Source organism: Hyphomicrobium sp. (genome assembly GCF_047600905.1).
Classification (GTDB): domain Bacteria; phylum Pseudomonadota; class Alphaproteobacteria; order Rhizobiales; family Hyphomicrobiaceae; genus Hyphomicrobium_B.
Window position 1 is genome coordinate 382,073 of record NZ_JASGKD010000001.1, and the last position, 25,570, is coordinate 407,642.

Below are 25,570 nucleotides of genomic sequence, written 5' to 3' on the forward strand. Positions count from 1 at the left end.
ACAATAACGGATCTGCGACGAGTTTTTCGCTGAATCCCCGCCCTACGACGCGGTGTTGCCGCGCTTGGCCGAGGATGACGATCAAGCCGCAGCGGCGAGCTTGGCGAATTCGACCCAGCCTTTGATCTTCTCGATGTCGGGCGGCCGGCCCTCGCGCAACACGCGCTTGCCGGCCGACGTAGTCGCGAACTTCAGTACGCTGGCGGACAGAACGAGCGGGTCCGATTCGGCGACGGCCTGCGCGGTCTTGTATCCCGCACCGACAAGCAATTGTGCGTGCGTGCCGCGCAGGCCGGGGACGGCCATGACGAGCTTCGCCTGATCCTGCCAGTCGATCAGCGTTTCGGAGTCGAAATGCGGATCGTTCAGGCTGTCGGCAAGTTGCTCGGGGTCGCGGGAGAGAAAATCGCGGACGGTATGAACGCCGACGGCGGCAAAGCGTTCGGCGATTTTCGGCCCGATCGACGGCGCGGCTTCGAGGTCATCACCTTCAGCCAAATAGACTTTGGCATTTGCGGGCGCGGGCTCTTGAGTTTGTCGCGGCGGCGGGGCCGGGCGAGGCTCACCCAGGCGCAGCGGTTCCATGCGCGCCGCGATACTCGGAGCCGCACGGGGCATCGGCGGCGGCGTCTTTGAGATGGGAATTGTCGGTGGCGTCTCGGATAAGTCCATCTTGGTGGTCGCCGATTTGGCGACGGCAAGCTCGAGAGGCGTATTGTCGGCGCCATTGACGCGCGCCGTGCGCGCTGCGTCGCGCTCGGCGAGTTTTGGCGCCAGCACCTCGGCATTGTGCAGGTCGCGGACGACGCGGTCGTCCTCCGGCAGCGCGCGGTCGACGCGTCCTGTGGTTTTCAGTTCGTCGTAAATCGCGGCAACGAGCTTTCTGTCCGCCTCGTTCGACAGCCGTTTTTCGATGAACTTGCGTGGGATCTGCGTCATAGCGAGGAATGTTTCAGCGGTAAGTGAAACGTCCGGCGCGCTCGCGCCCGATTCTGCTATCGCCTTGTCGAGGACTTTGCCGAAGCTCGTCGCGGCGTAGATCAGCAGTTCCGCGACAATGGGCTTGGCGATGTCGTCGAGACCTTCCTCGGGCCGTGTTGCGCCTTTGTGAATGTCGTAGTGCGCGATCAGCTTTTCATAGTAGCGATGCGAGAATTCCGCGCCGTCGCAGACGAATTCCGGCAGCCATTTCGGGCCAGACGGAACGGCAATGCTGAGCCTGCCGAAGCGCGCCTCGCCAAGCGCTCGAAGCGTATTGTAAGAGCGATTGATGCTCCATTCGGTGGCGCGATGGATGGCGTTCTCGGCTTCCGTCTGGCCGGTATGGAACGGCATGACGGGGTCGGTGAAATAGTGGCTGAGGACGCCTGCCGCATAAACGGCTTCCGGCCAGTTCCCGGCTTTGAGCTCGAAGACGGTGCGGTTGTACCATTCCTGCGTCTTCTCGGGCGCTCCGCCCCAGTAGTTCTCCGAGACGTGCAAGACGTGGTTCTTGAAGTCCTTGAAGGTGTTGTCGGGGTCCTTCGAGCCTTTCAGATAAAGCTCGACGTGTTTGAGGAAGAGGCGAGTCCAATCGGCGCTGTCGGGGCGCGTCATCGCCTCCAGCGCGTCGAGCGCCAGCTTGTGATGCGTGCCATTGGCATGCGTGGCATACACAATTCGAAAGAGCGGCGACATCGGAAGCCCCAGTGTTCGCGGAAAACGGCAATCAGCGAACGATCCTTACGCGAGTCGCGGGGCTCACTCGATCCGGAGGGAGATGGCGCCGGCAGTCATCAACGGTTTTCGCGTTGCGAGCGTGCGAGCTTCTCGGCCGCAAGATCGACGATCTCGGCGCCGGGGTTCTGGTCGCGGGCAAGACGGCGCGCGAGATCGGCGCGCCGCGCGAGTTGGACCACATTCATGCCGAAGGGCGGCGAGCGTTCGGACAGGACACGGGAGATCATGTCAGGCGTCAATCCGCAGGCGGCGCCAAGGGCCATGGCTTCTTCGCGGGCGACGGCATGGGCTGCTTCGACGTATCCCATCAGTGCCGCGGCGGCATGGGCGCTGCCAAGCGGACCTGTGCGCTCGACGCCACCAAGGAGCGAGATCACGCTGGCGGCGACCTCGACCGCGGCTTCGTTACCGCCTAGCAGAACTTTAGCACGGCCTTCGATTGCGGCTTCGGGACCGCCGATCAGCGCGGCGTCGGTCAGCGCGATGCCACGCGGTTCAACGAGTTCGAGAAGGGCGTCGAACTCGCGCGGGGTGCGGGCGCCGAGATCGACGAGTACGGTGCCGGACGTCGGAGTAAAATTAACGCGCGTGCGGCCATCCAACAGGGCACGAAAGGTCTCTGTATCCTCGATGGCGACAAGAATGACCGGACAATCCGAGAAATCGCCTTCTGTTGAGGATTCGGGCGACGTGCGCGTGGCCGATATCTCTATCGGTGCCGCGTACTGCGCCGGGAGGTTGCACGCGGCTATGCGCTCGGCGATTGCGGGGCCGAACTCGTCGTTGCCGATAATGCCTATCGGCCGTCTGATCGAAGCGGTGCCCATGACGTCTCGCGCCCTTTCGTCATCGTCCCTCGCGCCACCAGGCCAAGGCGATCAAGGCGAGCAGCGCGGAAAGCGCAGCGAAGCCCGTGAACATCGGCGTCAACTTCACGCCGCGTGTCAAGAAGGCCTGACGATCCTTGAGGCCAAGCCAATCGGAACCCGCCATCACCTTGGCGGCCGACATCATTGAAATACGCGGTACGTCGACTTCGGTTGCAGTCGCCAAAAGGCCAGTGGGCTTCGTCCAGAAAATGCCGCCGCCCGTTGCGTCCGCGATCGGCTTGATTTTCTGGTCTGTGGCGGTGACCTCGCTCATTTCACGCGGATCTTCGACGCCGGCGTTGGCGACGGCCGTCAGCGGGCCGTTGGGGCCGTCGGTCTCGATCTTGTAAAGGCCCGGCAATTTGACATCGATGGCCGAACGCCAGACGCCGGGCTCGACCGGCACCGAGTTCGAGCGTGATCGTCGAGCTGTCGCCGCCCGGTCCGAGGACTTTCACCTGCGGGATCGTGCTTTCCATCGAGCGCCGCTCGATCGTGAGCTTCATGCCTTTGGCCGAGGCGATCAGGCGTTCTTCTTCGAGATCGGGTTCTTTCATCAGCCAGTGCGAGAGACGCCGGAGCAAATCGGTATGCGGGCCGCCGCCGTCATAACCGCGCGCCCACAACCAAGCGTGGTCTGAGGTCAGGAGTGCGACGCGACCCTTGCCCTTGCGATCGAGGATCAGCAACGGCTTGTCTTCTGCGCCGCTCATCAGGACACGGCCGCGCGAGGGTGTGACCTCGGCCTGGCGGAACCATTTGCCCCACGACGGCTGCGGGGAATTGTCGGCGACCTGGGCGCCGTTCCAGCCGGGCAGATCATGCGTGACGGGATGCTTCTGGCCTTCGGTCGTTACCTTCGCCTTGAACGGCATTTCCAGAACGCGGCCCGTCGGCGCGGCGGGAAGCACCGGCGCGAGTGGTGTATTATAGATGCTGTAGGGACTGGCGTAATCGTCGCCCGCTGCAACGAGCAGCGCGCCGCCGTGCTCGTTCACGTAGCGAGCGATGTTGTCGTAATAGAGCAGCTGCAAGATGCCCCGGTGCTCGTACCTGTCGAAGATGATCAGGTCGAACTCGTTGATCTTCTCTGAGAAAAGTTCGCGCGTCGGGAATGCGATCAGCGACAGCTGGTTGATGGGAGTTCCGTCCTGCTTTTCAGGCGGACGCAAAATCGTGAAATGGACGAGATCGACGGCAGCGTCGGATTTCAGCAGGTTGCGCCACGTGCGCTCGCCCGGATGAGGTTCGCCGGAGACCAGCAGCACGCGCAAGTTTTCGCGCACGCCCTCGGCTGCGACGACGGTACGGTTGTTGGCCGTCGTCAGTTCGCCTTCGACGGGCTGGAGTTCGATCTCGACGATATTGGTTCCCGTATGCGGGATCGGCATGTCGATCTTGACGTTGCGGTTGATCGCGGTCCGGATTGTTTCGTCGGGTTGGCCTTCGCGGCGAACCTTGAGCACGGCGGTGCCGGAATTTGCTGACGGGGCACTTCCCGTTTCGCGAACAGCGACTTCGATTTCACGCGACTGGCCGACCAGTCCATAGCGCGGTGCTTCGATGACCTCGATGCGGCGGTCGAACTCATCGCGCTTGCCAGTCAGCAGCGCGTGGACCGGTGCATCGAAGCCGAGCGCGGCCGGTGATTTCGGAACGTCATGGATCTCGCCGTCGGTCACGAAGATGACGCCGGCGATGCGGTCTGGCGCCGTGTCGTTCAGCGCGGCATTGAGATCGGTGAAGAGGTTCGTCCCTGGCGCGGCCTGCTCGGAGGGGACGCCGCCTGTCACCCATTTGATGTCGAGGTTGGGGATTTTCGCGAATTTGGTTTCAAGGTCGGCGCGGATCTCATCCATCTGCTTGGTGCGGTCGGCGAGTTTCTGGCTCGGGCTTTCGTCGAGCACGACAATGGCGACGTTGGCGAGACTTTCGCGCTGCTCTTCCTTCAGGATCGGATTGAAGAGGGCGCAGATCAGCGCGGCGAGCGCGCCAGCACGCAACAGCGCGCCACGACTTCGGCGGAGCAGCAGCAGTAAGATAAGCGCAAGCGCCACCACCGACAGGCCGATCAAGATCGGCATCGAAATCAGGGGCGCGAATGTAATCGACCAGTTCAAAACCTGAAGCCTCTACTGACCCAGCCGCTCAAGGAGGGCTGGCACGTGAACCTGATCGGCTTTGTAATTACCGGTGAGCGCGTGCATGACGATATTTATGCCGCCGCGAAACGCCATTTCGCGCTGCATCTCGCCACCGGGTACGACCGGGTACAGCGGACGGCCGCGATCGTCGAGCGCCCAAGCGGCGGCGAAATCGTTCGACGTAATCATGATCGACGTCACGCCGTCGGAGACGCGGGCCTTGTGCGTGTCGTTGTCGTTCTTGGGTGTCGCTTCGACCCAAAGCTGGCCGCCGTCCCATCGGCCGGGGAACGAGCGGAGCAAATAAAACGACTTCGTCACCACGTGATTTTCTGGAACGGGTTCAAGCGGAGGCACGTCGAGCTTGCTCAAGAGCCGCTGCAGGGCTGTGCCGCCGCGTCCGGCGAGCGGGATGAGATCGGCGCCGCCGTCACCATAGTCGCGGGTGTCGAAAATGATCAGGCCGCCTTCTTTCATGTAGGCGTCGATCTTGGCGATGGTGGCGTCCGGCAGTGCTTCGGCGGTTTTCAAAACTGGCCAATAGAGAACCGGATAGAAGGCGATCTCGTCCTTGGAGATGTCGACGGCCGCGGGCTCGCCCGGCTCGACGGCGGTGCGTGTCTGCAGGACGCGGCCGAGGCCCTTGAGACCGGCGCGGCTCGTTTCGTCGGTATCGCGGTCACCGCTGACGACGTAGGCGAGGGTGACCTTGCTCGTCGCGTCGATCGCGGCGTTATCCGCGGGCGAAGCCGGCGGCCGGACGATCACCGGACCGTTGGATTGCGATGGCATCGACGGCGAGAAGCCGTCGAGCTGCGGAATGGCATCGCGGAATTCGGGCGGCAGCTCTTGCGCTTTGGTGTTCGACGCACCGACGACGATGCCTGCCCCCAATGCGAGGACGCCGAACACGACGGCTGCTGCTGCGGTTCGCCGCGCGCGCGATCCTGGGCGACGCGAGAAGAGCCCGGCGATGCCGCCCGCCTGCAGGATCGTCACCGCGATGATGTCGATGAAGAGGAGAGCGAGCGCGAGTGTGAGTAGCGCGGGCTTCAGCGATGTGCTGGCGGCGTTGTCGTAGGTCAGGCGTTCAACACCGGGAGGTAGTGCAGGAAACGGTGTAAGCGCGCTTTTGGTCGTCAGGACGTTGACGGCACGAGGCGCGGCCGATTGGCCATAATATCCGGGGGGATGCTCGAAGCTCGGACGGATGGTGCCGATGTCGGCGGCTTTCAGCGGCTCAGCGGTTGGAGGCGGAGCGACAAGCGTGCCGATGCCGTTCAAGGTTTTCAACGGCGCAAGGACGCTCGATCCCGGCGTGTTGGTCTTTGCCGTGGTGTCGGTGGTGGTGGCACTGGTGTCGGATTGGCCGTCGGCAGATGCGGCGCCGACGGCGCCCATGGTCGAAAGACGACGAAGCATCTCGACGAAGAGGCCGGAAATCGGGAGGTTCGACCAGTCGGAATTGGCTGTTACATGAAAGAGGACGAGGCGGCCGTTGCCGCGCTTGGCGGAGGTGACGAGCGGCGTGCCGTCTTCCAGTCGCGCCCAGATTTCGACGTCCGGGGTGAGTTCAGCGGGATCGGCGAGCACCTGGCGATTAACGGTCACGTCCTTGGGAACGGTCAGCCCCGCAAACGGGCTTGATTCATCGAAAGCGGCGAGCCGCTGCGGCGAAGACCACGACAGCGCGCCGCCGAGCGATCGGCCGCCGCTTCTGAGTACGACCGGCAAGAGGTCGTCGCCGGCCTTTTCGAGGCGCGGCCCGGCGAAGCGGACAAGCAAGCCGCCATGCTTGACGAAGTTGTCGACCTTTTCGGCGGCTTCGCCGCTCAAGGTGCCGATGTCGGCGAGCATCAGCACTGAAATGTTCTGCCTCAGAACGGTATCGAGCCCTTCGACGAGGTTGGAATTGTTCGCCGCCACCACGTCAGCATAAGGCTTCAGGGCCTTTTCGATGTAATAGAGCGGCGCGAGAAGGGGCTGCGCTTCCTCGCGGCTTTCGCCTGAGATCAGGCCGATGCGGTGCCATTGAGTCATCGCATCTATAAGGCTGACGGCGCCCGCAGAGCGCTCTCCTGCAATTTCGATGCGTGCCACCTGATTGCGAAGTTCGAGCGGCATTTCGAATGTTGCTTTCGACGACGTGGCTCCGGGCTGCAGCTTGAACGCGGCTTCTCCGAGGCGTTCGCCGCGGCCGGAATAGGCGTTGATGGTGCCTTCGCGTGCCGGTCCTCCAGGTGACAGTACCGTTGCTTCAAGCTTGCCGCGCTCGGCGAGATCGGCGACGAGACCCAAAGGCTCGTGGCCCTTCGTTTCGTCGATGACGGAGAGCGTGCCGCTGCCGGCGAGTGACTGGAGCTTCTCCGCCACATCGGCAGCTTTGCCTTTGTGATCGACGCCATCTTCGATCCAGACGACGGAGGGATTTTTAACGCCTGCCTCCGTCAACGCGGTCTTCAGGGCCGTGTATGCAGCTTCGCGATCGGGCTCGAACGGCTGAGGATTGATGGCGGCGGCTGTGCTGCGCGCTTCACCCGGCGGTTCGATCTTGACGGTCGGCAATTTATTGGCGGCGGCTGTCGGGGTGATCACGACCGGACGGCCGGCGCTTTCGGCCTCGCTGATGATGCGCTGGATCATGTTGGCGCGTTCGGGCCAGCGCGATGCCGAGGCCCAGCCGTTATCGACGAAAACGACGACCGGGCCGGTGCCCGCCAGTCCCTTGTTCTTCGCGGCATTCAGCATTGGGTCGGCAAGCGCGAGTATGACCAGCGTCGCGGCGACGAGGCGTAGGAGCGTCAGCCACCAGGGTGTCTTCTCAGCCGTCTTCTCGTCATCCTCGATGCCGACCAAAATCCGCGTTGGCGGAAATTCGACCTGGGTCGGGCGCGGCGGCACGGCGCGCAACAGCCAATAGATCAGCGGCAGCGTGACGAGCGCGGCAAGCAGCCAGGGATTGAGGAAAGCGAGCGAGCCGATGCTCATCGGGCGGGCTCCTTATGGCCGCTGCCGACAGCGTCGGAACTCGACGACATCCAGCGGTAGCCCGCGGCCGAACCGTTGAGGCGCATCAGAAGCGAGAGCAGAGGCTCGGACGCTGGTCGATCCGTGTGATGGGTCAGAAGCGACCAGCCGAAGCGCTTCGTCATCTCTGCAAGCTCGGCGCGGTGAGCGGCGAAGCGGGCCTGATACTTCGGCCGTAAAGATTCAACACGGTCGGCGACCCAACGCTGGCTGCCAGATGGGGTCAGAAATTCCGTTCGGCCCTGATAGGGCAGCGTCTCTTCGGCCGGATCGATGATTTGCACCAGATGACCGCCGACGCCATTGCCGGCATAGCTTTCGAGGCGCTCGCGAATGGCATGAACCGGCGCCAGGAAATCGCTGAACAGGATCACGCCGGAGAAACGATTGAGGCCCGCGTTCGGCGGCAAGCTCTTCTGCACATGCTGCGAATTGGCATTGGCGACGATGGTTTCGGCGATGCGCGTGACGGCGTTGCGGCTGGCGGTCGGCAGCATCTGGGCCAGCAGCGCGACGCGCTCGCCGCCGCGAACGAGAAGCTCGGCGGACGCCAATGCCAGAACAAGCGCGCGGTCGCGCTTGCTGATCGGAGCGAGATGACTCTTGAAATCCATGGACGGAGAGACGTCCGGCCAGAGATAAAGCGTATGCGCCGCTTCCCATTCGCGCTCGCGAACGTAGAGATGATCGGAACTGGCGGAGCGCCGCCAATCGACGAGGTTGGCGTTTTCTCCCGGCTGATACTGCCGAAACTGCCAGAAGGTTTCTCCCGGTCCGGCGCGGCGGCGGCCGTGGATGCCCTGGGCAACGGTCGAGGCGATGCGCGCGGCTTCCATCAGAAGCTCCGGCATCCGGTCAACGAGCGAAACGGCTTCGCGCTCAAGCGCGAGCACGCGCCGCGTCTCAGGGCCCGGACCTTCGCCGCCTGGGGTTTTGCGCCCGAGTGGGCTCGCCATTCCGCACCTACTCCACGGCTGCCGCGAGACGGGCGATGATGTGGTTCAAATCCTCGCCTTCGGCGCGCGCCGCGAACGTCAATGCCATGCGGTGCTTCAGGACGGGCTCTGCGAGCGCGATCACGTCGTCGACGGAGGGAGCGAGACGGCCATCGATCAGCGCCTTGGCGCGAACCGCGAGCATCAGCGCCTGGCTAGCACGGGGGCCTGGACCCCAGGCAATGAACTTGTCCGTTTCCTCGTTGGCGCCAGTGCCCGGACGGGCGGAGCGCACAAGCTTCAAAATGGCTTCGACGACTTTGTCGGGCACCGGGATCTGGCGGACGAGGCGCTGCGTCGCCATCAGTTCCTGCGCGCCGATGACGGTGTCGATTTTCGGCGTCTCGGTGCCGGTGGTGGCATAGAGCATGCGCCGCTCGGCGATGAGATCGGGATAGGTGACGTCGATCTGCAGAACGAAACGGTCGAGCTGGGCTTCGGGCAACGGATAGGTGCCTTCCTGCTCCAGCGGGTTCTGCGTCGCCAGCACGTGGAACGGTGCCGGCGTGTCATGGCGCTGGCCTGCGACGGTGACGTGATGTTCCTGCATCGCCTGCAAGAGCGCAGATTGCGTCTTCGGCGAGGCGCGGTTGATTTCGTCCGCCATCAGAAGCTGGGTAAAGATCGGACCCTTGATGAAGCGAAAGGCGCGGCCGCGGCCCGGCTCATCTTCGAGAACTTCCGAGCCGATGATGTCCGAGGGCATCAAGTCCGGCGTAAACTGAATGCGCTTGGCATCGAGTCCCAAGACCTTGCCGAGTGTTTCGACCAGCAACGTTTTCGCAAGACCCGGAACGCCGATGAGAAGTCCATGCCCGCCAGATAAAATCGTGATCAGGGTGCGCTCGATCACCTCGTCCTGACCGAAGATGACGCTCGCCGCCGTCTTATGGGCGCGCTGGATGCGCTCGGCCGCGGCTTCGAGCCGAGGCACGATATCGGTTTGGGTTTCGACGACGTTGCTCATAAAAGGGGGCCTCGCGCAGAGCCGTTAAGTTTCATCTTACGGCGAATTTCGCCATATAAAACAATGGCCGAGCAGCGGCGTTCCCGGCATCGCGTTAAGCCTAGACGATCCTGCCCGCCCCTCATAGGGTCAAGTGAATGTTACGTTAGGATGTGGTGCATCAGAGGGCGCACGCAAACGATGAGCGCAAATGCCGAATGAAAATCCGCAAGTTGTTTCAATGACCGGAAATTCTGCCGCACCGTCGCCGGGTTTGGAGGGGCTTTTGCAGGCCGCGCGCGAGGGCGGGGCCGCAGGCGCAAGACCGGTGGAAAAGTGGAACCCGCCCTACTGCGGGGATATCGGCATGGCGATCCGCCGGGACGGTACGTGGACGTATCAAGGTAGCCCCATCGGCCGCATCGGGCTCGTCAAGCTGTTCGCCTCGATCCTGAGAAAGGATGCGGACGGACGAACGTATCTCGTCACTCCGGCTGAGAAGGTGGATGTGGCGGTCGAGGACGCGCCGTTTCTCGCGGTCGAGATGGCCGTCGAGGGCGAAGGCGCGGCGCAGCGGCTGACGTTCCGCACGAACCTGGACGACGTGGTGACAGTCGATGCCGAGCATCCGCTTCGGTTCGAACGCTCAGGACCCGATGGAGGCCTGAAGCCGTACGTGCAGGTCCGCGGACGATTGGAAGCGCTGTGTACGCGGGCGGTTTATGCGGAGCTTGTGGATTTGGCGGTCGATCGGGCGGAAGGCAGCGATGAAGTCGGCGTATGGAGCAGCGGAACATGGTTCACCATGACGCTTGAACGATAAAAGCCGCGACCGAGTGCCGGCCGCGACTTCTATGAATTCGGTGATTCACGTTCGTTCGGGCGGGAGCCCGGTCGAAAAATCAAACGGCTCGCAGATTGTCGGCCGCAGATTTGCCGCTCCGGCGATCGGCCACGACATCGAACGAGACCTTCTGGCCTTCGTTGAGGCTGCGCAATCCGGCCCGCTCAACGGCACTGATGTGCACGAAAACGTCGTTGCCGCCCTCATCCGGTTGAATGAAGCCGAAGCCTTTTTGGCTGTTGAACCACTTCACGGTTCCTGTCTGCATAGATGAAATCCTCGAATAGATGCGCGCCGACTATCGAAACGCTCAGAGTTTAGGTCGAGATTTTTTGGAAGGTCGTCGGTCAGGCGCGCACTTCGCGGGCGAGGCCAAGTCGTTTTCAGCGAAGCTCGATTTGGGCGCCACCATAGGGAGACTGGTGGTTTGCTGCAAGCCCCAATCGTATTTGTGGCCCGGGAAGTGAGTTTCAACGGGAATTTTTCGTAGTAGGCCGGCGCTCTCTACCGCGAGGGGCCCCGCCGGCCCATCCTTTGTTTGATCGGCGCAATCGACTGTCTTCCGCGAGCCGGCCGTTGGTGTAGGCGAGGCTTAAACGCTCTAGACTTTTTGATCGGGTCTAGGCGGCGACAGGTTGCTGCGTCGTCGGCTTCGCGGTCGGAGCCGAATCGAGCGCTGGAAGCTCTTCCAGCACGCGATCGAAATCCTTCACGAAATCGAGGCTGTGCCACCACCTCGCGGCGGGTAGCGAAACCCGCCAGAAGAGCCCGGTCAGTGCGAACGCGACGTAACCGTCTACGGCGTAATGCCAGCCGAGCCAGATCGAGCCGATGAAGACGAGGATGCAATGGGTCCACATCGTGATCGCTATGACGCGCCCGAAGTGCAATCCAGTCAGCGCCAGAAGCAACGCCGTCGCATTGTGCATGCTGGGCATCGCCGAAATGCCGGCGATGAGCGCGTGATTTGAATAGCCCTGCCAGAGCGTGTCCTGTGTCAGGAGAACCGCACGCGTAAATACGTTGTTGGACGCATGAAGATTTTCCATCACTCCGCCATACGGGTTTCCGGGCAGATTGAGGCTCTGCCAAAAGCACGGTCCGGCGGAGGAGAATGCGATTGCAAGCAACGAGCCTCCGATCGACCATGTCAGCATGAACGTCAGGAAGAAGCGCGTGCGCAGAACGTTATTTTTTCCGGAGAAACCGAGGGCAACTGTGGTTCCCCAGAGAAGCGCGCCCCAGAGGACATAGTTGGCGCAGAGCAGGGACGTGACGGTGGGGTTGCCGAGCAGCGGCGCGAGCCACTGCCATGGGTGCAATCCGAAATGCAGCATACGGCCCCACACCTCGAACGTTTGATCCCACGAGAACGGAGCGATGAGGGGAATATTGTATTTGAAGATCGCGTAGACATACATGAACGCGAGCATGGCGACGCCCATCGGGAAGCCGGTTGCCCAGCGGCGAGGATCGAACAATCGCGCGGCAAGGTCGGCCATGAAATACATGCCAGGGCGCTCGGGCTTGGCGTGGATGACCATGTGATAGAAGCGCTGGAGCACGATCGCGATCAGCGTCAGCAAAACCGAAATCTGAAAGATGCTGCCGACGACGGCGAAGAAGGGCACCGTGATCGCGTCCGGCCGGGTCCAGATCGTGAGGGCCATTAACAGGAAATAAATGGCGGCGATGGCGAGCACGAGGGCGTGCGCCTTGAACCCCGCGACGAGGGTCCGGGAAAAGTCGTTCCAAATGCGCAGATTTCGAGCTGCCAGAGTCGGATCGGCTCGCATCGGCTATCTCCCGATAGGACGTCCGCCCATTATTGTCCTAATTAGCTTAATATTTGCTTGGCCGAAGGGGCGAGGCCCAGGGCCGCGAGCGCGAAAATGAGTGGCCTTGCGCTTGGAAACCGCGGGTGGACGTAAATCGGGTATCAGCGAGCCGTCCGATCGGCTGCAGCGAGAATTTGGGGTTTCCGCTTCTTGTTGCGCGTGGCGGGGACCACTTCATCAAGAACTGTTGGGAGGCAGCTGATACTACGCCTCATTTCCAAAGACCGAGATCTTCATAGCGGTCCTCGGGGATCTCGGGCCCGATCTTATATTCGAATGATGTGGCCTTCATCTGGTCCTTGCCGACCTTGCAGGTGAATGTCAGCGAGTACCAGTGACTGTTGGCGCGCACGGCGCCTCCCTTCGCAACAACGGTCACGCCGTCGAACGTCGCACGCGAGAGTATACTGGTCTTGAGCCTGTCGACCTTCTTCAGTTTCTTGGATCGATTGATATCGTCGATGCCCCTCAGGATGCAGGCCTGATGAGCGCGTTCTTCGGGCTCGAGCTTAAGCATGGATTCGTCGATTGACGCTGCGTACGCGGAGGTCGTCGAGACCATTATTATCAGAATTGCCGAACGCTTCATTTCCCCCAACTTCTTCCGTCTGTTCTTACGGTTCTGGCGCGCTCGGTCCGGAAGGACGCGAAGGCGCGCTACTTATGCCCCCCGAATGTGCAAAGCATCCATCTTTTTTGTGGCGCCGGCGCGGGGATGCCAATAGGCGCGTGCGGCTTTTTTTAACCCGCATCCGGAAATTGCGCCGCAAAAGTTATCCTTTTCCCTAGCGGTGGGCATCTTGGTTCCGAGCCGAATATTTGGTGCGCCGACAATCGCGTCGGAGACTGCCGGTCAGGGATGATCCTGGCGGAAATAGGCTTTGGATTTGATATGCAGCAGAATGATCGGCATCGCCATCAGTAGAGCGGCGAGTGCGAAAGACAGTGCCAAGGTACCGGTGTTCAAAGCCCCGCTGTCGTTTGCGACCGCGAAGCAAGCGGCGCCGATCGGCAGAAAGAGCAGTATTGCAGTGATCAATCCGGGCGAGAACCGTCCTCGCGTCCAGAAAAAAGGTGCGATGTGGAAGAAGACGGCATTGATCAACATGAGGGCCGGAAACGTGAGCGCCAGGCCGGGTGATGCGGGTGCCAGTTCCGCCGCGACGATGCCAAGTACGATCACGAGAAAATTGACGACGTAGAAATCGTGCCATTCGACCGGCAAGCCGATCACCGCGCGCGCCCAATTGCGCCAATCGAGTTCAAATTCCTCGAACGCATGAACGCCGTATGCTGCAGTTGCGAGCCAAATCCAATGCGCGAGATCCATTTCGCGAGCCCCAATGCGCTAGCCAACAGGTTCGGCCCCGGAGAAATTCGAGCCTTGAGCATTAGGATACGCGAATCGCGGTCGATGTCTCCATTGTTCGCGCTGACTTGTTGTCCGGCGGCCTTTTTGGAAAGCCGCCGGCCAGACAAATAGCTGCGTAAATGCTGCGCAACAGCAATTGGCGGATCAGCTCTTCGTTTTCTTGCTGCGCGCGTCGAGACACTTGCCGTCCTTGAGGTACTTGTACGTGCCGTTGCAGGACTTCCAGCCCTTGATGTGGTGGGACTTGTGCGACCCGGCGTGTTTGGCTTTCTTGGCTTTGGCCGCAAAAGCTACAGGTGCGGCCGAGACCGCGATGGCGATCGCCGCGATGGTGAGCAAGGTTTTTGCTTGCATAACTTGGTCCCCCAAAAATTATGTGAGCGTGCCGGACACCGGTCCGCAGGCGGACGACCTCAGGCCGCAAGGGGCGCGATAAACTAGTTTTGTAACAAATGAGTGTAATTGTGATGATCTGCTGTAGCGGAACATCCGGTAAAGCCGCTCAAAGTTAGAGAGACCGCTTTAGGTCACAATGAAGCAGTGAAGCGAAAGGTGCTAAGCGCACGACGACGCTGAAGCTTTAGGATTGACCGGCATCGACGCCCGCGCGGCCGTTGGTCAAAGTTCCTATGCGCGAAACTGAACAATTCCCTCACCTCAGGCGTTTGCCCGGCATGGATAGATGGGTTTCCACAATTCACAAGACGGCGCTGGCTGCTCGAGATATTCCGGTCGCATTGCGCTATTCGATCAGTGCACTCCTTGTTTTTCTCACGGCGTGGCTGCAGGTGGCGTGGGGCAGTTCGGCTGGCGATCGCTATCCATTCCTGACATTTATTCCGGTGGTCTTTGTGTGCGGCACCCTGTTTGACCGCGGCAACGGGTTTTTCGCGACTATCCTCAGTGCGGTGGTGTGCGCGTTCTATTTTCTGCCGCCTCACCATTCGCTGGATATCGTAAGCCCGGCCGATCAGGGCGGCTTCGTGCTTTTTCTGGTCATCGGTTTTGCAATTTCCTCGGTCGTCGAGGCGCTGCACGTTGGACTGGTCTCGCTCTCGGCGGAGCGAGAGAACGCGCGAACGGGAATCAAAGAACGCGAGCTGCTTTTGAACGAGCTTGCTCACCGCACGCGCAACGATTTCGCCAACGTCGTAACGTTGTTGAACCTGCAATCGCGGTCGGCCAATGCGGAAGCGCGCGAGGCACTGCAATCGGCGGCGGAACGCGTGCAGACGATTGCTCGGGTTCACCGGCAGCTCGAGTTGCGCAACGATCGCGTCGTGGTCGATACCAAAGCGTATATCGGCGAGTTATGTGCCGATCTCAGGCTGTCGCGTCTCGCGATGCGGCCGATCGCGCTCGAAGATACCGTCGAGAGCCATTCTATCAGCCTGGAAAAGGCTGTGCCGCTCGGATTGATCATCAACGAGTTGGTGACCAATGCCGGTAAACACGCTTTTCCCGGCCAACGGTCAGGAACCATCGCCATCAATTTCAGGCGTGAGGGCGACACGTACAAGCTGGTCGTGGCCGATAACGGTGTCGGCAATGGCGACGTATCGAACGGCGGCATCGGCAATCGGCTGATGGCAATGCTCGCCGCGCAACTGAACAGCAAGCTTGAGTTCCAGCCGATGTCGCCCGGCGTCGCCGTCGTTGTCACCATCCCGGTAAAAACGGTGAAGTGAGGAATGCGGTGCGCTTGCGGCGTTCGATGCCGGAACGTGGCGGTCCGCCGATGAGCGTCGCGAAGACTAGTGAAGTTTCACTTCCATGCCGATGAACTTCAGCTCGCATGGTCGGATCAACTCGGAATGAGCGACGGTCACCCGGTAGAGCTTGCCTTCGAGCTTCGCGATCCAGAAATCGAGGAAGGATTTGAGTTTCGGAAACCGCGGGGCGGAATTGTATTCCTGCCAGATATAGCTTTGTAAAAGCGAAGGATGATCTGGCATGCGGTAGAGAATTTCAGCGGTCGTCAGGCTGAACCCTGCAAGCTGAGCCTTGAAGCCGCTATCACAAGACAATTTTTGTTCGGTCACTTAGCAATCTCCCCTATCGTAAAGGTGATTGGGCGCCCTCCCTGAGCCAACGATGATCGAGTGAGATTCGTTGCTTGTCTATCGCGAAGTGAAGCGAATAGGCATTGTTAGCAGGTGCTTACTTCGAGTGCTGGCGGTTTCTGCCGAAGTGCTGTGCAGGGCGCTGCCCGAACCGGCGAGGCAACCATTGGCGAGGCCGCTGTCGATTTGAAAAGGTCGGATCGGATGCTTGAGACGGCGCTGAAAAGCTTCACGACCTTCTTTGCGACTGTCGGTCCGATCGAAGCGGCGGTGCTGTTCGCGACGCTGACGCCCAAGATGCCCTATGCCGAGAGGCAGGCGATCGCAACGCGGGCGACACTGATTGCTTCGGCCATTCTCGGCTTTTTCACGCTTCTTGGCGGTCCGATTCTCAATCAGCTTGGGGTTTCGCTTGCTGCACTGCAGGCCGCCGGTGGCGTTATCCTACTGATGATCTCGCTCGACATGATTTTCGCGCGGCCCGGCGGTTCGATAAAACTGACGCCGCCGGAAGGCGCGGAAGCGCACTCTCGCGATGACGTGGCAGTGTTTCCGTTGGCGACGCCCTTGCTCGCGGGGCCGGGCGCAATGAGCGCCGGCATCCTGCTTGCTGCGAACGCCCATGGGGAGCCGCTCGGACTTGCCGTCGTTACCGGTGCGCTCGTGGCGGTGATGGCAATCACGTTGGTGCTGCTGATGATGGCCAATCAGCTCAATCATTTTCTCGGGGTGACGGCGCAGCGCGTGCTCGTCCGGGTCTTCGGGATTTTGCTCGCGGCGATTGCGGTGCAGGCGCTTTTTAACGGCATCGGTGCATCCGGACTCGTGCCGACGGCTGCGCAACTTCCATAGCGATCTGAGCAACTCGACGGCGGTTCAGATGCTGCCGGGCGTTAGGGTGGCTTTAACGCCCGGCTGTTTCAATCCCGGACATCTGTTGAGCTTGCGTAGCGTTTTGTTGCGTTTCCGAAGGCGTATCCGATGTTCGCGTTTTCTCTTTGCCACCCGGCTGCCAACGCCGCGCGGTCAGTCGTTGTTCGTTTTGCTTCCGCTGCGGCGGCAGTCTGCCTGGCCGGATGCGCCAGCGGCAACGCAACCTATCCGACCACTCCGGCATACGTTGCACAGGGACCATCGGTGCAGATGGAGAGCGACGGCATTCCGGTGCAAGCGGCGCCGTCGGCACGGATCAGGCAGTTGCCCGATGATCCGAGCCAGCCGTTCAGTCCGAATTACGGGGGAGAGAATCCCGCGAGCACGGTCCCGGCGCAGCCGACCGTGAAAGCTGCCAACGACAAGCCCGCCTCGACGTTCCCGATCCCTCAAGACCTGCCGGCGGGATTCCGGAAACAGCTTGTCGCGGCGGTCGACGCCGAGGGCTGACGCCGATGCGGTCGGGCGTGAGGCGTGTTAAGGCGGCTTGATGTCCGAACCAATCACCATCCGGCGCTACGTCGATGTCGAGCTGACGCCCCGGCAGGTCAGCGCACTCGACCGGATCTTTTTTGAATCGAGCAACACGAAGTCGTTCGCGAGCGATGACGCGCGGGCGGCGTTCCGCGAGCGCTGGCTCGGCCGCTATCTGACGCACGATCCGCAGTTTTGCTATCTGGCTGTTAATGGTCGCGGTTCAGTGGTCGGCTATCTTGTCGGCGCTATCGACGATCCGGCGAAAGCGGCGCGGTTTGCGGACATTGCCTATTTCTCGGCGCTCGCCTCCGAGACGGAGCGGTTTCCTGCGCATCTGCATGTCAACGTCAGCCCGGCCTTTCGGAACAAGGGCATCGGCAGCCGATTGATCGATCGCTTCGTGGTGGATGCAAAGGCGGCGGGCGTGGCCGGGGTGCATATCGTGACGAGCGCCGGAGCGCAGAACGTCGGCTTCTACAACAGGAATGGATTTGAAGAGATCGCGCAGGCGGGGACGGGCGGTAGCCTCGTCATGCTGGCGCGGGAACTATGAGGTGATGGAAATCCCTTCCGGACGCCGACGAAGCAATACAAACTGGCGACCGGAAAGGTGAAGTTGAGACCCTTGGGGGAAGGGTCTTGGGGGTTTGGGGTGGTGGGGAAACTAATTCGGTAATTCGGGTGGACGCGTCGGCAGAACGAAGCCGATCGGCTCGGACTTGATTTCCGCAGTGAGGGGGTCGTCTTTCGTGCGACGTGACTTGCCTTCGAACATCGCACCCTGCTCGATCGACAGCGAGTTATGATAGATGTCGCCCTCGACTTGGCTGGTCGTCTGCAGCATGACGCGACGGCCGCGCAGCGATCCGATGACATGGCCGCGAACGATGACCTCGTCGCCCGAAATGCTGCCGGTTACAGTCGCGCCTTCGCCGATGATGACATGGCTGCCCTGAATATCGCCATCGACCGTTCCGTCGACCTGGACTTCGCCTTTGCAGATGAGATTGCCGGTGATGGTTAGATCGGCGCCGATGACCGAGACCGCTTTGGGGCCGGCAGACACCGCGCGCGGAACACTAAGGAAAGGGCGCGGCTGGAATGCCGGAGCTGCGGGCGAATTCGGATCAGTTGCGGAGGCAGTGGGCTGGGATTCGGTTCGGCGAAAATTTGGCAGCATGGTCGGACTTCCCTCTGACACAACTTAAGCAACAATCCGCACCCGAAACAACTCAACGCATCACAGTAATCGCTTTGCGACGAGCGCGTTTGATTCGCGTAGCACTTTTACGGCTTCCGTCCACCGCTTTGCCCTGAGGTTTCCACCGGAAATTCGACAGCGCTACGCGGCATCTCGCCTCTTGGCGAAGAACTGTGGCGGAAGATCAACGGCAATGAGGGTTCTTGCCGATATGGTTACGCTTTGAGGGCTTTAACCGCAGCAAGCACCTCCTCGGCATGGCCGGGGACTTTGACCTTGCGCCAGCTTCTGACGAGCTTGCCGGTCTTGTCGATCAGGAATGTGGAGCGCTCGATCCCCATGTATTTTCTGCCGTACATCGATTTTTCGACCCACACGCCATAAGCGTTGGCGGCCTCCTTCTGCTCGTCGGCGAGCAATCGAATGGCAAGTCCGTGTTTCGATTTAAACTTCTGATGGCTCTTGGGGCTATCGGGCGAAATGCCGAGCAGCTCGGCGCCTGCGGCCGCGAACTGGTCGGCGATGCAGGTGAAATCCTTGGCCTCCTGGGTGCAGCCCGAAGTGTCGTCCTTGGGATAGAAATAAACGACGACGGGACGGCCTTTGAGTTTCGCAAGCCGGACTGTTTCTCCACTGTCGTCGGGCAACGTGAAGTCGGGCGCCTTCTTGCCATCTGCGATCATCTTGAAAGTGCCTTTCTTTTGTCGTTTTTGCCGCTAGTAGCTGACATTACGAGAGCGGGGGCTTGAGAGTTTAGTCTTTCTTGCGAAAGGGTTTTCTGTCCGTTCCCGGGCTACAGTATGGGTGACCGGCATGCAACGGGCCGGTTGGGGGTTTTTGAGGAGCGGCGTTGACGAAACTGGCAACCGGCGGACGCGCTTCCAATCGGCGTGTCGCTGACCAAGGTGCGCAGCGACAAACTTCGCAACGCCTGCCGGTAGCTCCGCAGCGCGAACCTCTCGCTTTGCCGCCGCCGATGCCGACGGAAGATACAACCGTGGCATGGGGGAAACGGCACTTCTTCCGCGGCTGCCGCATTCTTTTTTACCTCGTGATGCCGCTGACACTTCTGGCGATGATTGCGATTGGCGTCTTGTACGTTCGGCTTCGGCATGGGCCGATCGCCTTCGACTTTGTCGTGGCGCCGATCGAAAAGGGTATCAACGCCGAGCTTCTGACCAGCTCGGTCAAGATCGATGGCGCCGAGTTGCGGCTGGGGCCGTCGGGCGAGTTAGAATTCCGGCTGCGCGACGTTAGCGTGCTCGAAAAAGGCGGCGACGTGGTGCTGTCGTCGCCACTCGCGGCGGTCAATATTTCGCTAGGGGCGCTGATGCGGGGGCGGATCGTTCCTGCGCGGATCGAGCTGATCGATCCCATCATTGCGCTGGCCTATTCCGAGAAGTCTGGTTTCGTGTTTGAGAGGGCCGTGCCGAGGCCGGTGCCTCTGCATCCGGATAGTGGAGGCGGTTCTTCCCCGGCGGCGGGAGCGAGCGTCCCATCGGCAGCAAATGTTGTGGTGCAAGCACCCGTCGCAACAGGTGCGAAAGTCAATCTCGCTAAAATGCTGAGCGACTCTTCGCATCGCGCACGCCAGCGACTGGATGCGACGTCGTTCCTGACGGAATTCGGCATCTCGAACGCGACCGTCGTCGTCGATTACGAGGGGCAGAGGAGTTCATGGCGCATCGATGAGGCAAGCGTCGACTTCGATCACGCGGCGCGGCGCAGCGTCATCGTCGGGCGGGCGACGGTCGCGTCGCAGCGAGGGCCATGGTCGGTCTCGTTCCTGACCGACGAAAGCGAGCAGACCGGAAAGCTCGAAGTCAAAGCGACGATCCGCGATCTGGTACCTTCGACACTGGCATCGGCAGCACCGCCGCTGGCGCTTCTGGGCAATTTCGAAACGCCGCTTTCAGGGGATGCCACGGTCGATCTTTCGACCGGCGGCGACATCGAAGCTGCCGATCTTTCGCTCGAGCTTGGCAAGGGACGGGCGCGGCTGCCGTACATGGTGCAGCCGATGGAAGTGACGGCGGGGGTGTTCAAGCTCGCCTATGACGGGAAGGGCAAGCGCTGGGATTTAAAGCCGAGCCCGGTCAAGTGGGCGGACGGAACGATCATGTTCACCGGCGGCATGACGGACGTCGCCAAGGCTGGCGAGCCTCCGACCTGGAATTTCGCGATCGATGGCCGGAACGGCGTGTTCGAGGCGTCCGAGTTCGGCGTTCCACCGGTTACGATCGACAAGTGGACGGCGCGCGGCACGATCGTTCCGCGGCGCGGCTTCATAGATCTCGCCGAATTCCGGCTGGCGGGCGGCGGCGGCGAGGCCACCGTCAAGGCGACGACGCAGGCGGGACCGCAGGGCCAGAGCATGTCGGCGGAATTCCATGTCTCGCCGATGCCTCTCAATACGTTGAAAGCGCTATGGCCCAGGGCGGTTGCGACCGGCACCCGCGATTGGGTCGGCAAGAACGTCAGCGCAGTCGATTTCAAAGGCGGCACGCTGACATTTTCGAACAGCGACGTCGGCGGCATAGAGCCCGGGACTGTCCAGACGGCGACAGAGCGCGCGAATGCGGACTTCGAGGCTGAGAATGCGGTCTTTACGCCTTTGCCGGACATGCAGCAGATCACGGCGCCGAAAGTCTCGATGCAGGTGCAGAACAACGCATTGCTGATAACGGTGCCAACCGGAACGGTGGCGCTGTCGAGCGGCGGTCAATTTCCGCTTAAAGACGGAACGATGCGCGCCGACAACGTCATCTCGGACCGGCCGAACGGCGAGATCGCTCTAACGGCGGTCGGCGATCTCGGCCCGTTTATCGAGACGATCGAGAGGCTGCCGGTTCGCGCCGTGCGTGATGCTTCGCCGTTGCCTCGGGCCGGCGACGGCAAGGTCAACGCGCAATTCCTTATCAAGATGCCGCTCTATCCGGGCGTGTCGGGCGACGACATGACGATCACGGGCAAGGCGCGCGTCTCGGATGGGCGGTTCGGAAAAGTAGCCGGGCGTTTCGACATTCAGGGCTTTTCGCTCGATCTCAATCTGACCGAAACGTCACTCGATGCGAAAGGCGATCTGCTGGTCAACGGCGTTCCCGCCAAGGTGGTCGGCCAGCGCCTGCTCGGACCGGACGCCGGAGAGCAACCTCCGCTGAAGATCATCGCCAAGCTCGACGAGGCGGATCGCACTCAACTCGGTTTCGATGTCAACGATCTCGTGCACGGCGTGGTGCCGGTCGAGCTGTCGTATCAGAAGGGTGACCGCCCGGAACCTGTGATCAAAGTGCACGCGGACCTGACCGGCGCCGAGATCACGCTCGACAAGTTGCAATGGCGGAAGGCCTCGGGTCGGTCGGCGTCGCTCGATATGGACGTCATCACGACTCCGGCGCACGAGACGGAATTGCAGAACTTCAAAGTCATCAGCGACGACATGGCCGCCAATGGCCATATTCTTTTGGGAGCTGACAACAAGATCAGTTCGTTTGAATTTCCCGATCTGAACCTCAACGTCATCTCGAAGCTCGACATCAGCGGCACGCGCAGCAAGGACGATTTCTGGACCGTCGATATCAGCGGATCGAACTATGACGCGCGCAACTATTTCAAGTCGCTGTTCAGCGTCGGAAACGGACCCGGACGGACGAACAAGCAGGCAGCGAAGGGCTCGCACGTTACCGTCAACCTCGACAACGTCATTGGCAGCTCGGACGTCTCGCTGCGCAATCTGAAGCTCGAGGCGGAGACGAAGAACGGCAACCTTTCAAGTCTGGATGCGAGAGGGAAGCTCGATGGCGGCGCGCCGCTGGTTGCGTCGCTGGATCAAAGCTCGGGATCACGGCGGCTGATCGTGACTTCAAGCGATGCCGGGCAGGTGATGAAGCTCGTCAACTTCTATCCGAACATGCAGGGCGGCAACATGCGTCTGGAGGTCGGGTTGGACGGAGCGGGTCCGGCCGAAAAGACCGGCACGCTTGTCGTCGACAATTTCCGCATTCTCGGCGACCCGATCGTGACGGAAGTCGTCAGCAGCGCCGACGCAGGCCATCCGGCGATCGGCGGCGGCCAGGGCGTGGTACGCGAAGTTTTCGATTTCAACCGGATGCGTGCGCCGTTTTCGGTCGGATACGGCCAGTTCGTGCTGCAGGAATCCTATTTGAAAGGGCCAATGCTCGGGGCAACGCTGCGCGGCAAGGTCGATTTCACCACCAAGCGCGTGAACATCGGCGGCACGTATATTCCTCTGCAGGGCCTGAACGGTGCGCTCGGCGATATTCCGGTGCTTGGGCAGATACTGTCCGGGACGCAGGGCGAGGGCATTCTGGGCATGACGTTTGCGGTGCAGGGGCCGACGTCCAATCCGCAGGTCATCGTCAATCCGTTCTCGCTGGTCGCGCCCGGCATCTTCCGCGACATCTTCCAGATGACATCGATGGACCCGACCATTCAGGTGCGGGATGGCGGATCGCAGGTGCCTGCCTTCAACGGTGTTCGCGCCTCGCCGCCGGACGAGAGCCCGGCAGCCACCAAGCCGAAGTCGAAATCCAAATCGAAATCGCAGGCCAAGGCAAAAAAGACCGCGCCGAAGGAAGCAGACGCAATCGACGGCTGGTCGTCGACGACGACCGCGCATTAGTCCGCGGTCAAACCGGTTTCAGCAGCACGTGTTTCTTCTTGCCGAGCGATAGCTTGATGACGCCGCTTTTCAGCATGTCGGCATCGGAAAGATTAGCTTTATCGTTCGTCACCGCCTGATCGTTGACCTTCAGACCGCCGCCCTGAATTTGGCGGCGCGCCTCGCTGTTGGAAGCAACCAGCCCGGCTTTCACGAATGCCGTCAGAATGCCAAGGCCGGCATCGAGATCGGCGCGCGGAATTTCAATGGTCGGGAGATCAGCGGCGAGTGCGCCTTGCTCAAAGGTTTTGCGCGCGGTCTCGGCGGCGGCGTTGGCCTTTTCGCGGCCGTGGAGCAGCGCGGTCGCTTCGGTGGCGAGAATTTTCTTGGCCTCGTTTATCTCGGAACCCGAAAGCGCTTCGAGCTTGGCGATTTCGTCGAGCGGCAGGAATGTGAAGAGTTTCAGGAAACGCGAAACATCGGCGTCTTCGGTGTTCCGCCAAAACTGCCAGTAATCGTAAGCGGAAAGCTGCGCCTCGTTGAGCCAAATCGCGCCTGCGGCCGTCTTGCCCATCTTGGCGCCCGACGCAGTCGTGAGCAGCGGGCATGTCAGTGCGTAGAGCTGCTCCTTGACGCCCATGCGTCGGCCCAGATCGATGCCGGTGACGATATTGCCCCACTGGTCGGAACCGCCCATCTGCAGATTGCAGCCGTAGCGGCGGTTCAGCTCGACGAAGTCGTAGGCCTGCAACAGCATGTAGTTGAACTCGATGAACGACAGCTCTTGCTCGCGATCGAGGCGAAGCTTGGCCGAATCCATCGTCAGCATACGGTTGACCGAGAAGTGGCGGCCGACATCGCGAAGGAATTCGATGTAGTTCAGCGGCGCCAGCCATTCGGCGTTGTCGACCATCAGGGCTTCGGACTTGCCTTCGCCGAATTGCAGGAATTTCGCGAAGACCTGTTTGATGCCGTCCTTATTGGCTTCGATCTCTTCGATCGAGCGCATCTGGCGCGTTTCGTCCTTGCCGGATGGATCGCCGACGCGGGTCGTGCCGCCGCCCATCAGCGCAATCGGCTTGCCACCGAGCTTCTGCAGCCATGCCAGCATCATAATCGAAATGAGCGAGCCCACATGCAGGGACGGCGCGGTGCAGTCGTAGCCGACATAGGCGACGATACGGCCGTCGGTCGCCAGCTTGTCGAGACCTTCTAGATCCGAGCATTGGTGGAAAAAGCCGCGCTCGGTCATGGTTTTGAGAAATTCGGAATTTGGTGTGGTCATCGCAATTCAGGCTTTCACTTCGGTCGTCGCGGACTATTCTTTCTGGCCGTGCCGTAAGGCGGCGGCACCATGCACGGGAAGGTCCAAATGGGCAAGTTGATGAGGGCGATCGGATTGATGAGCGGCACGTCGCTCGACGGCATTGACGTCGCCTTCATTGAGACCGATGGGGAGGACGCGCTGGTTCGCGGCCCCGCGAGGACATTTCCGTACGATGAGGCCATGCGCCGTATGCTCGTCAATGCGATCGCGGACGCCAAAGACCTGAAAACGCGCGGCGAGCGGCCTTATTTGCTGGGGGATGCCGAACGGGCGCTGACCGAAAGCCACGGGATCGCGGTGGCGCGATTTCTGAAGGAAGCGGGGATCGAGCGGTCTTCGATCGACGTGATCGGATTTCACGGCCAGACTGTGCTTCATCGGCCGGAGATCGGGCTGACGGTTCAGCTCGGGCTCGGGGATCTGCTGGCGAATTTCACGCGCTGCCCTGTTGTCTACGATCTTCGCGCGGCCGACGTGGAGGCGGGCGGCGAGGGGGCGCCGCTCGTTCCGGCTTATCACCGGGCGCTCACCGCCAAGCTGCCGCAACGGCCGATTGCGATCGTCAATATCGGCGGTGTCGCGAACCTGACCTGGATCGGCAGCGATGGCGGGCTGCTGGCGTTCGATACCGGGCCGGGCAACGCGCTGATCGATGATTGGATGCGGCGAAAGACCGGCGCGTTTCTCGACTCGGGCGGAGCCACAGCGGCGCAGGGCCGCGTCAACGAGGATGCTCTGATATCTCTGTTGAGCCATAGCTTCTTTGCGGAAACGCCGCCCAAATCGCTCGACCGCAATACCTTCTCGTCGGAGGCAGTGGAAAGTTTGAGTGCCGAAGACGGGGCGGCGACGCTGACGGCTTTTACGGCGCGGGCGATCGCAAAAGCGCGCGAGCACATGCCCGGCGAACCGGAGCTTTGGATTGTCGCGGGGGGCGGGCGGCGAAACCGCACGATCATGCGGATGCTGGCGGAGCAAGTGCACCATGCCGTCGTTCCGGCGGAGGCGATCGGGCTCGATGGCGACAGCCTGGAAGCGGAGGCCTGGGCATATCTCGCGGTTCGATCGGTTCGGGGGTTGCCGATCACATTCCCTGGAACGACCGGGGTTCCCGAACCGATGAGCGGCGGTCTCAAAGCCGATCCCACCGCTCACGTCATTCACTAGTCAGGCTATAACGGGCAGCCGGACCGG

Annotated in this window: 21 protein-coding genes and 1 pseudogene; 7 read left to right on the forward strand and 15 right to left on the reverse strand. The window is 61.3% G+C overall.

The genetic code is table 11. From position 1 onward, the window contains the following. Positions 1-81: 81 nt before the first annotated feature. The 6 genes and pseudogenes from QM780_RS01995 to QM780_RS02020 form a co-directional block, all read right to left on the reverse strand. Complete coding sequence (locus QM780_RS01995) at positions 82-1,677, reverse strand: DUF4332 domain-containing protein (protein ID WP_415068811.1); 1,596 nt, start codon at positions 1,675-1,677, stop codon at positions 82-84. Positions 1,678-1,775: 98 nt separating this feature from the next. Continuing rightward, positions 1,776-2,546: an NAD(P)-binding domain-containing protein gene (locus QM780_RS02000; RefSeq protein WP_415068812.1), complete on the reverse strand. Its 771-nt coding sequence runs from the start codon at positions 2,544-2,546 to the stop codon at positions 1,776-1,778. A gap of 19 nt (positions 2,547-2,565) precedes the next feature. Then, positions 2,566-4,708 (reverse strand): annotated as a pseudogene (locus QM780_RS02005) (hypothetical protein). Positions 4,709-4,720: 12 nt separating this feature from the next. Beyond that, positions 4,721-7,720, reverse strand: coding sequence for a DUF4159 domain-containing protein (locus tag QM780_RS02010; protein WP_415068813.1), 3,000 nt, complete (start codon positions 7,718-7,720; stop codon positions 4,721-4,723). Further along, positions 7,717-8,715 (reverse strand): DUF58 domain-containing protein, encoded by a 999-nt coding sequence (locus QM780_RS02015; protein WP_415068814.1) that lies wholly within the window; start codon positions 8,713-8,715, stop codon positions 7,717-7,719. Before QM780_RS02015 ends, QM780_RS02010 begins: the two co-directional genes overlap by 4 nt. 7 nt (positions 8,716-8,722) lie before the next feature. Further along, complete coding sequence (locus tag QM780_RS02020) at positions 8,723-9,721, reverse strand: AAA family ATPase (protein ID WP_415068815.1); 999 nt, start codon at positions 9,719-9,721, stop codon at positions 8,723-8,725. Between the two features lie 220 nt (positions 9,722-9,941). On the opposite strand from QM780_RS02020, the gene QM780_RS02025 reads away from it, so the two are divergent. After that, positions 9,942-10,523, forward strand: coding sequence for a DUF1285 domain-containing protein (locus tag QM780_RS02025; protein WP_415068816.1), 582 nt, complete (start codon positions 9,942-9,944; stop codon positions 10,521-10,523). Between the two features lie 79 nt (positions 10,524-10,602). On the opposite strand, the gene QM780_RS02030 is transcribed toward QM780_RS02025, so the two are convergent. From QM780_RS02030 to QM780_RS02050, 5 genes are all read right to left on the reverse strand, one after another. Continuing rightward, positions 10,603-10,812, reverse strand: coding sequence for a cold-shock protein (locus QM780_RS02030; protein WP_415068817.1), 210 nt, complete (start codon positions 10,810-10,812; stop codon positions 10,603-10,605). Positions 10,813-11,164: 352 nt separating this feature from the next. Further along, positions 11,165-12,340, reverse strand: coding sequence for a phosphatase PAP2 family protein (locus QM780_RS02035; RefSeq protein WP_415068818.1), 1,176 nt, complete (start codon positions 12,338-12,340; stop codon positions 11,165-11,167). Between the two features lie 253 nt (positions 12,341-12,593). Next, the gene (locus QM780_RS02040; protein ID WP_415068819.1) at positions 12,594-12,971 is read right to left on the reverse strand and encodes a DUF930 domain-containing protein; all 378 of its coding nucleotides are present in this window, start codon (positions 12,969-12,971) and stop codon (positions 12,594-12,596) included. A 264-nt stretch (positions 12,972-13,235) separates the two neighbouring features. Further along, a complete protein-coding gene (locus QM780_RS02045) occupies positions 13,236-13,712 on the reverse strand; it encodes an HXXEE domain-containing protein (RefSeq protein ID WP_415068820.1) in 477 nt (158 codons plus the stop codon). 186 nt (positions 13,713-13,898) lie between these two features. Continuing rightward, positions 13,899-14,108, reverse strand: a complete 210-nt coding sequence (locus QM780_RS02050) for a hypothetical protein (protein WP_415068821.1) — start codon at positions 14,106-14,108, stop codon at positions 13,899-13,901. A gap of 320 nt (positions 14,109-14,428) precedes the next feature. On the opposite strand from QM780_RS02050, the gene QM780_RS02055 reads away from it, so the two are divergent. Further along, positions 14,429-15,442 carry a sensor histidine kinase gene (locus QM780_RS02055; RefSeq protein ID WP_415068822.1) on the forward strand — a complete coding sequence of 338 codons (1,014 nt, stop codon included), beginning with the start codon at positions 14,429-14,431 and terminating at the stop codon, positions 15,440-15,442. Between the two features lie 66 nt (positions 15,443-15,508). Here the strand turns inward: QM780_RS02055 and QM780_RS02060 are convergent, their stop codons facing one another. Beyond that, the gene (locus QM780_RS02060; protein WP_415068823.1) at positions 15,509-15,796 is read right to left on the reverse strand and encodes an usg protein; all 288 of its coding nucleotides are present in this window, start codon (positions 15,794-15,796) and stop codon (positions 15,509-15,511) included. Positions 15,797-16,021: 225 nt separating this feature from the next. Here QM780_RS02060 and QM780_RS02065 point away from each other — a divergent pair, with 225 nt between their 5' ends. From QM780_RS02065 to QM780_RS02075, 3 genes are all read left to right on the forward strand, one after another. Beyond that, complete coding sequence (locus QM780_RS02065; RefSeq protein WP_415068824.1) at positions 16,022-16,669, forward strand: MarC family protein; 648 nt, start codon at positions 16,022-16,024, stop codon at positions 16,667-16,669. A gap of 129 nt (positions 16,670-16,798) precedes the next feature. Continuing rightward, positions 16,799-17,200 carry an adhesin gene (locus QM780_RS02070; protein WP_415068825.1) on the forward strand — a complete coding sequence of 134 codons (402 nt, stop codon included), beginning with the start codon at positions 16,799-16,801 and terminating at the stop codon, positions 17,198-17,200. A 40-nt stretch (positions 17,201-17,240) separates the two neighbouring features. Then, positions 17,241-17,780, forward strand: coding sequence for a GNAT family N-acetyltransferase (locus QM780_RS02075; protein ID WP_415068826.1), 540 nt, complete (start codon positions 17,241-17,243; stop codon positions 17,778-17,780). 111 nt (positions 17,781-17,891) lie between these two features. On the opposite strand, the gene QM780_RS02080 is transcribed toward QM780_RS02075, so the two are convergent. Both QM780_RS02080 and bcp read right to left on the reverse strand, forming a co-directional pair. Then, positions 17,892-18,293: a bactofilin family protein gene (locus QM780_RS02080; protein WP_415068827.1), complete on the reverse strand. Its 402-nt coding sequence runs from the start codon at positions 18,291-18,293 to the stop codon at positions 17,892-17,894. Between the two features lie 350 nt (positions 18,294-18,643). Continuing rightward, entirely contained in the window at positions 18,644-19,111 is a 468-nt protein-coding gene (gene bcp, locus QM780_RS02085; protein ID WP_415068828.1) for a thioredoxin-dependent thiol peroxidase, read from the reverse strand. Positions 19,112-19,278: 167 nt separating this feature from the next. On the opposite strand from bcp, the gene QM780_RS02090 reads away from it, so the two are divergent. Continuing rightward, positions 19,279-23,070, forward strand: a complete 3,792-nt coding sequence (locus tag QM780_RS02090) for an AsmA-like C-terminal region-containing protein (protein WP_415068829.1) — start codon at positions 19,279-19,281, stop codon at positions 23,068-23,070. Positions 23,071-23,077: 7 nt separating this feature from the next. Here QM780_RS02090 and tyrS read toward each other — a convergent pair whose 3' ends face one another. Continuing rightward, a complete protein-coding gene (gene tyrS, locus QM780_RS02095) occupies positions 23,078-24,334 on the reverse strand; it encodes a tyrosine--tRNA ligase (RefSeq protein WP_415068830.1) in 1,257 nt (418 codons plus the stop codon). Between the two features lie 87 nt (positions 24,335-24,421). Here tyrS and QM780_RS02100 point away from each other — a divergent pair, with 87 nt between their 5' ends. After that, positions 24,422-25,543, forward strand: coding sequence for an anhydro-N-acetylmuramic acid kinase (locus tag QM780_RS02100; protein WP_415068831.1), 1,122 nt, complete (start codon positions 24,422-24,424; stop codon positions 25,541-25,543). Positions 25,544-25,570: the final 27 nt, after the last annotated feature.

Bases quoted from the DNA above. Each gene is read 5' to 3' on its own strand.
- QM780_RS02025 (WP_415068816.1), top strand. From the start codon at position 9,942: ATGACCGGAAATTCTGCCGCACCGTCGCCGGGTTTGGAGGGGCTTTTG.
- QM780_RS02030 (WP_415068817.1), bottom strand. From the start codon at position 10,812: ATGCAGACAGGAACCGTGAAGTGGTTCAACAGCCAAAAAGGCTTCGGC.
- QM780_RS02040 (WP_415068819.1), bottom strand. From the start codon at position 12,971: ATGAAGCGTTCGGCAATTCTGATAATAATGGTCTCGACGACCTCCGCG.
- QM780_RS02065 (WP_415068824.1), top strand. From the start codon at position 16,022: ATGCTTGAGACGGCGCTGAAAAGCTTCACGACCTTCTTTGCGACTGTC.
- QM780_RS02075 (WP_415068826.1), top strand. From the start codon at position 17,241: ATGTCCGAACCAATCACCATCCGGCGCTACGTCGATGTCGAGCTGACG.
- QM780_RS02015 (WP_415068814.1), bottom strand. From the start codon at position 8,715: ATGGCGAGCCCACTCGGGCGCAAAACCCCAGGCGGCGAAGGTCCGGGC.
- bcp (WP_415068828.1), bottom strand. From the start codon at position 19,111: ATGATCGCAGATGGCAAGAAGGCGCCCGACTTCACGTTGCCCGACGAC.
- QM780_RS02050 (WP_415068821.1), bottom strand. From the start codon at position 14,108: ATGCAAGCAAAAACCTTGCTCACCATCGCGGCGATCGCCATCGCGGTC.
- QM780_RS02045 (WP_415068820.1), bottom strand. From the start codon at position 13,712: ATGGATCTCGCGCATTGGATTTGGCTCGCAACTGCAGCATACGGCGTT.
- QM780_RS02055 (WP_415068822.1), top strand. From the start codon at position 14,429: ATGGATAGATGGGTTTCCACAATTCACAAGACGGCGCTGGCTGCTCGA.
- tyrS (WP_415068830.1), bottom strand. From the start codon at position 24,334: ATGACCACACCAAATTCCGAATTTCTCAAAACCATGACCGAGCGCGGC.
- QM780_RS01995 (WP_415068811.1), bottom strand. From the start codon at position 1,677: ATGTCGCCGCTCTTTCGAATTGTGTATGCCACGCATGCCAATGGCACG.
- QM780_RS02020 (WP_415068815.1), bottom strand. From the start codon at position 9,721: ATGAGCAACGTCGTCGAAACCCAAACCGATATCGTGCCTCGGCTCGAA.
- QM780_RS02000 (WP_415068812.1), bottom strand. From the start codon at position 2,546: ATGGGCACCGCTTCGATCAGACGGCCGATAGGCATTATCGGCAACGAC.
- QM780_RS02070 (WP_415068825.1), top strand. From the start codon at position 16,799: ATGTTCGCGTTTTCTCTTTGCCACCCGGCTGCCAACGCCGCGCGGTCA.
- QM780_RS02100 (WP_415068831.1), top strand. From the start codon at position 24,422: ATGGGCAAGTTGATGAGGGCGATCGGATTGATGAGCGGCACGTCGCTC.
- QM780_RS02035 (WP_415068818.1), bottom strand. From the start codon at position 12,340: ATGCGAGCCGATCCGACTCTGGCAGCTCGAAATCTGCGCATTTGGAAC.
- QM780_RS02010 (WP_415068813.1), bottom strand. From the start codon at position 7,720: ATGAGCATCGGCTCGCTCGCTTTCCTCAATCCCTGGCTGCTTGCCGCG.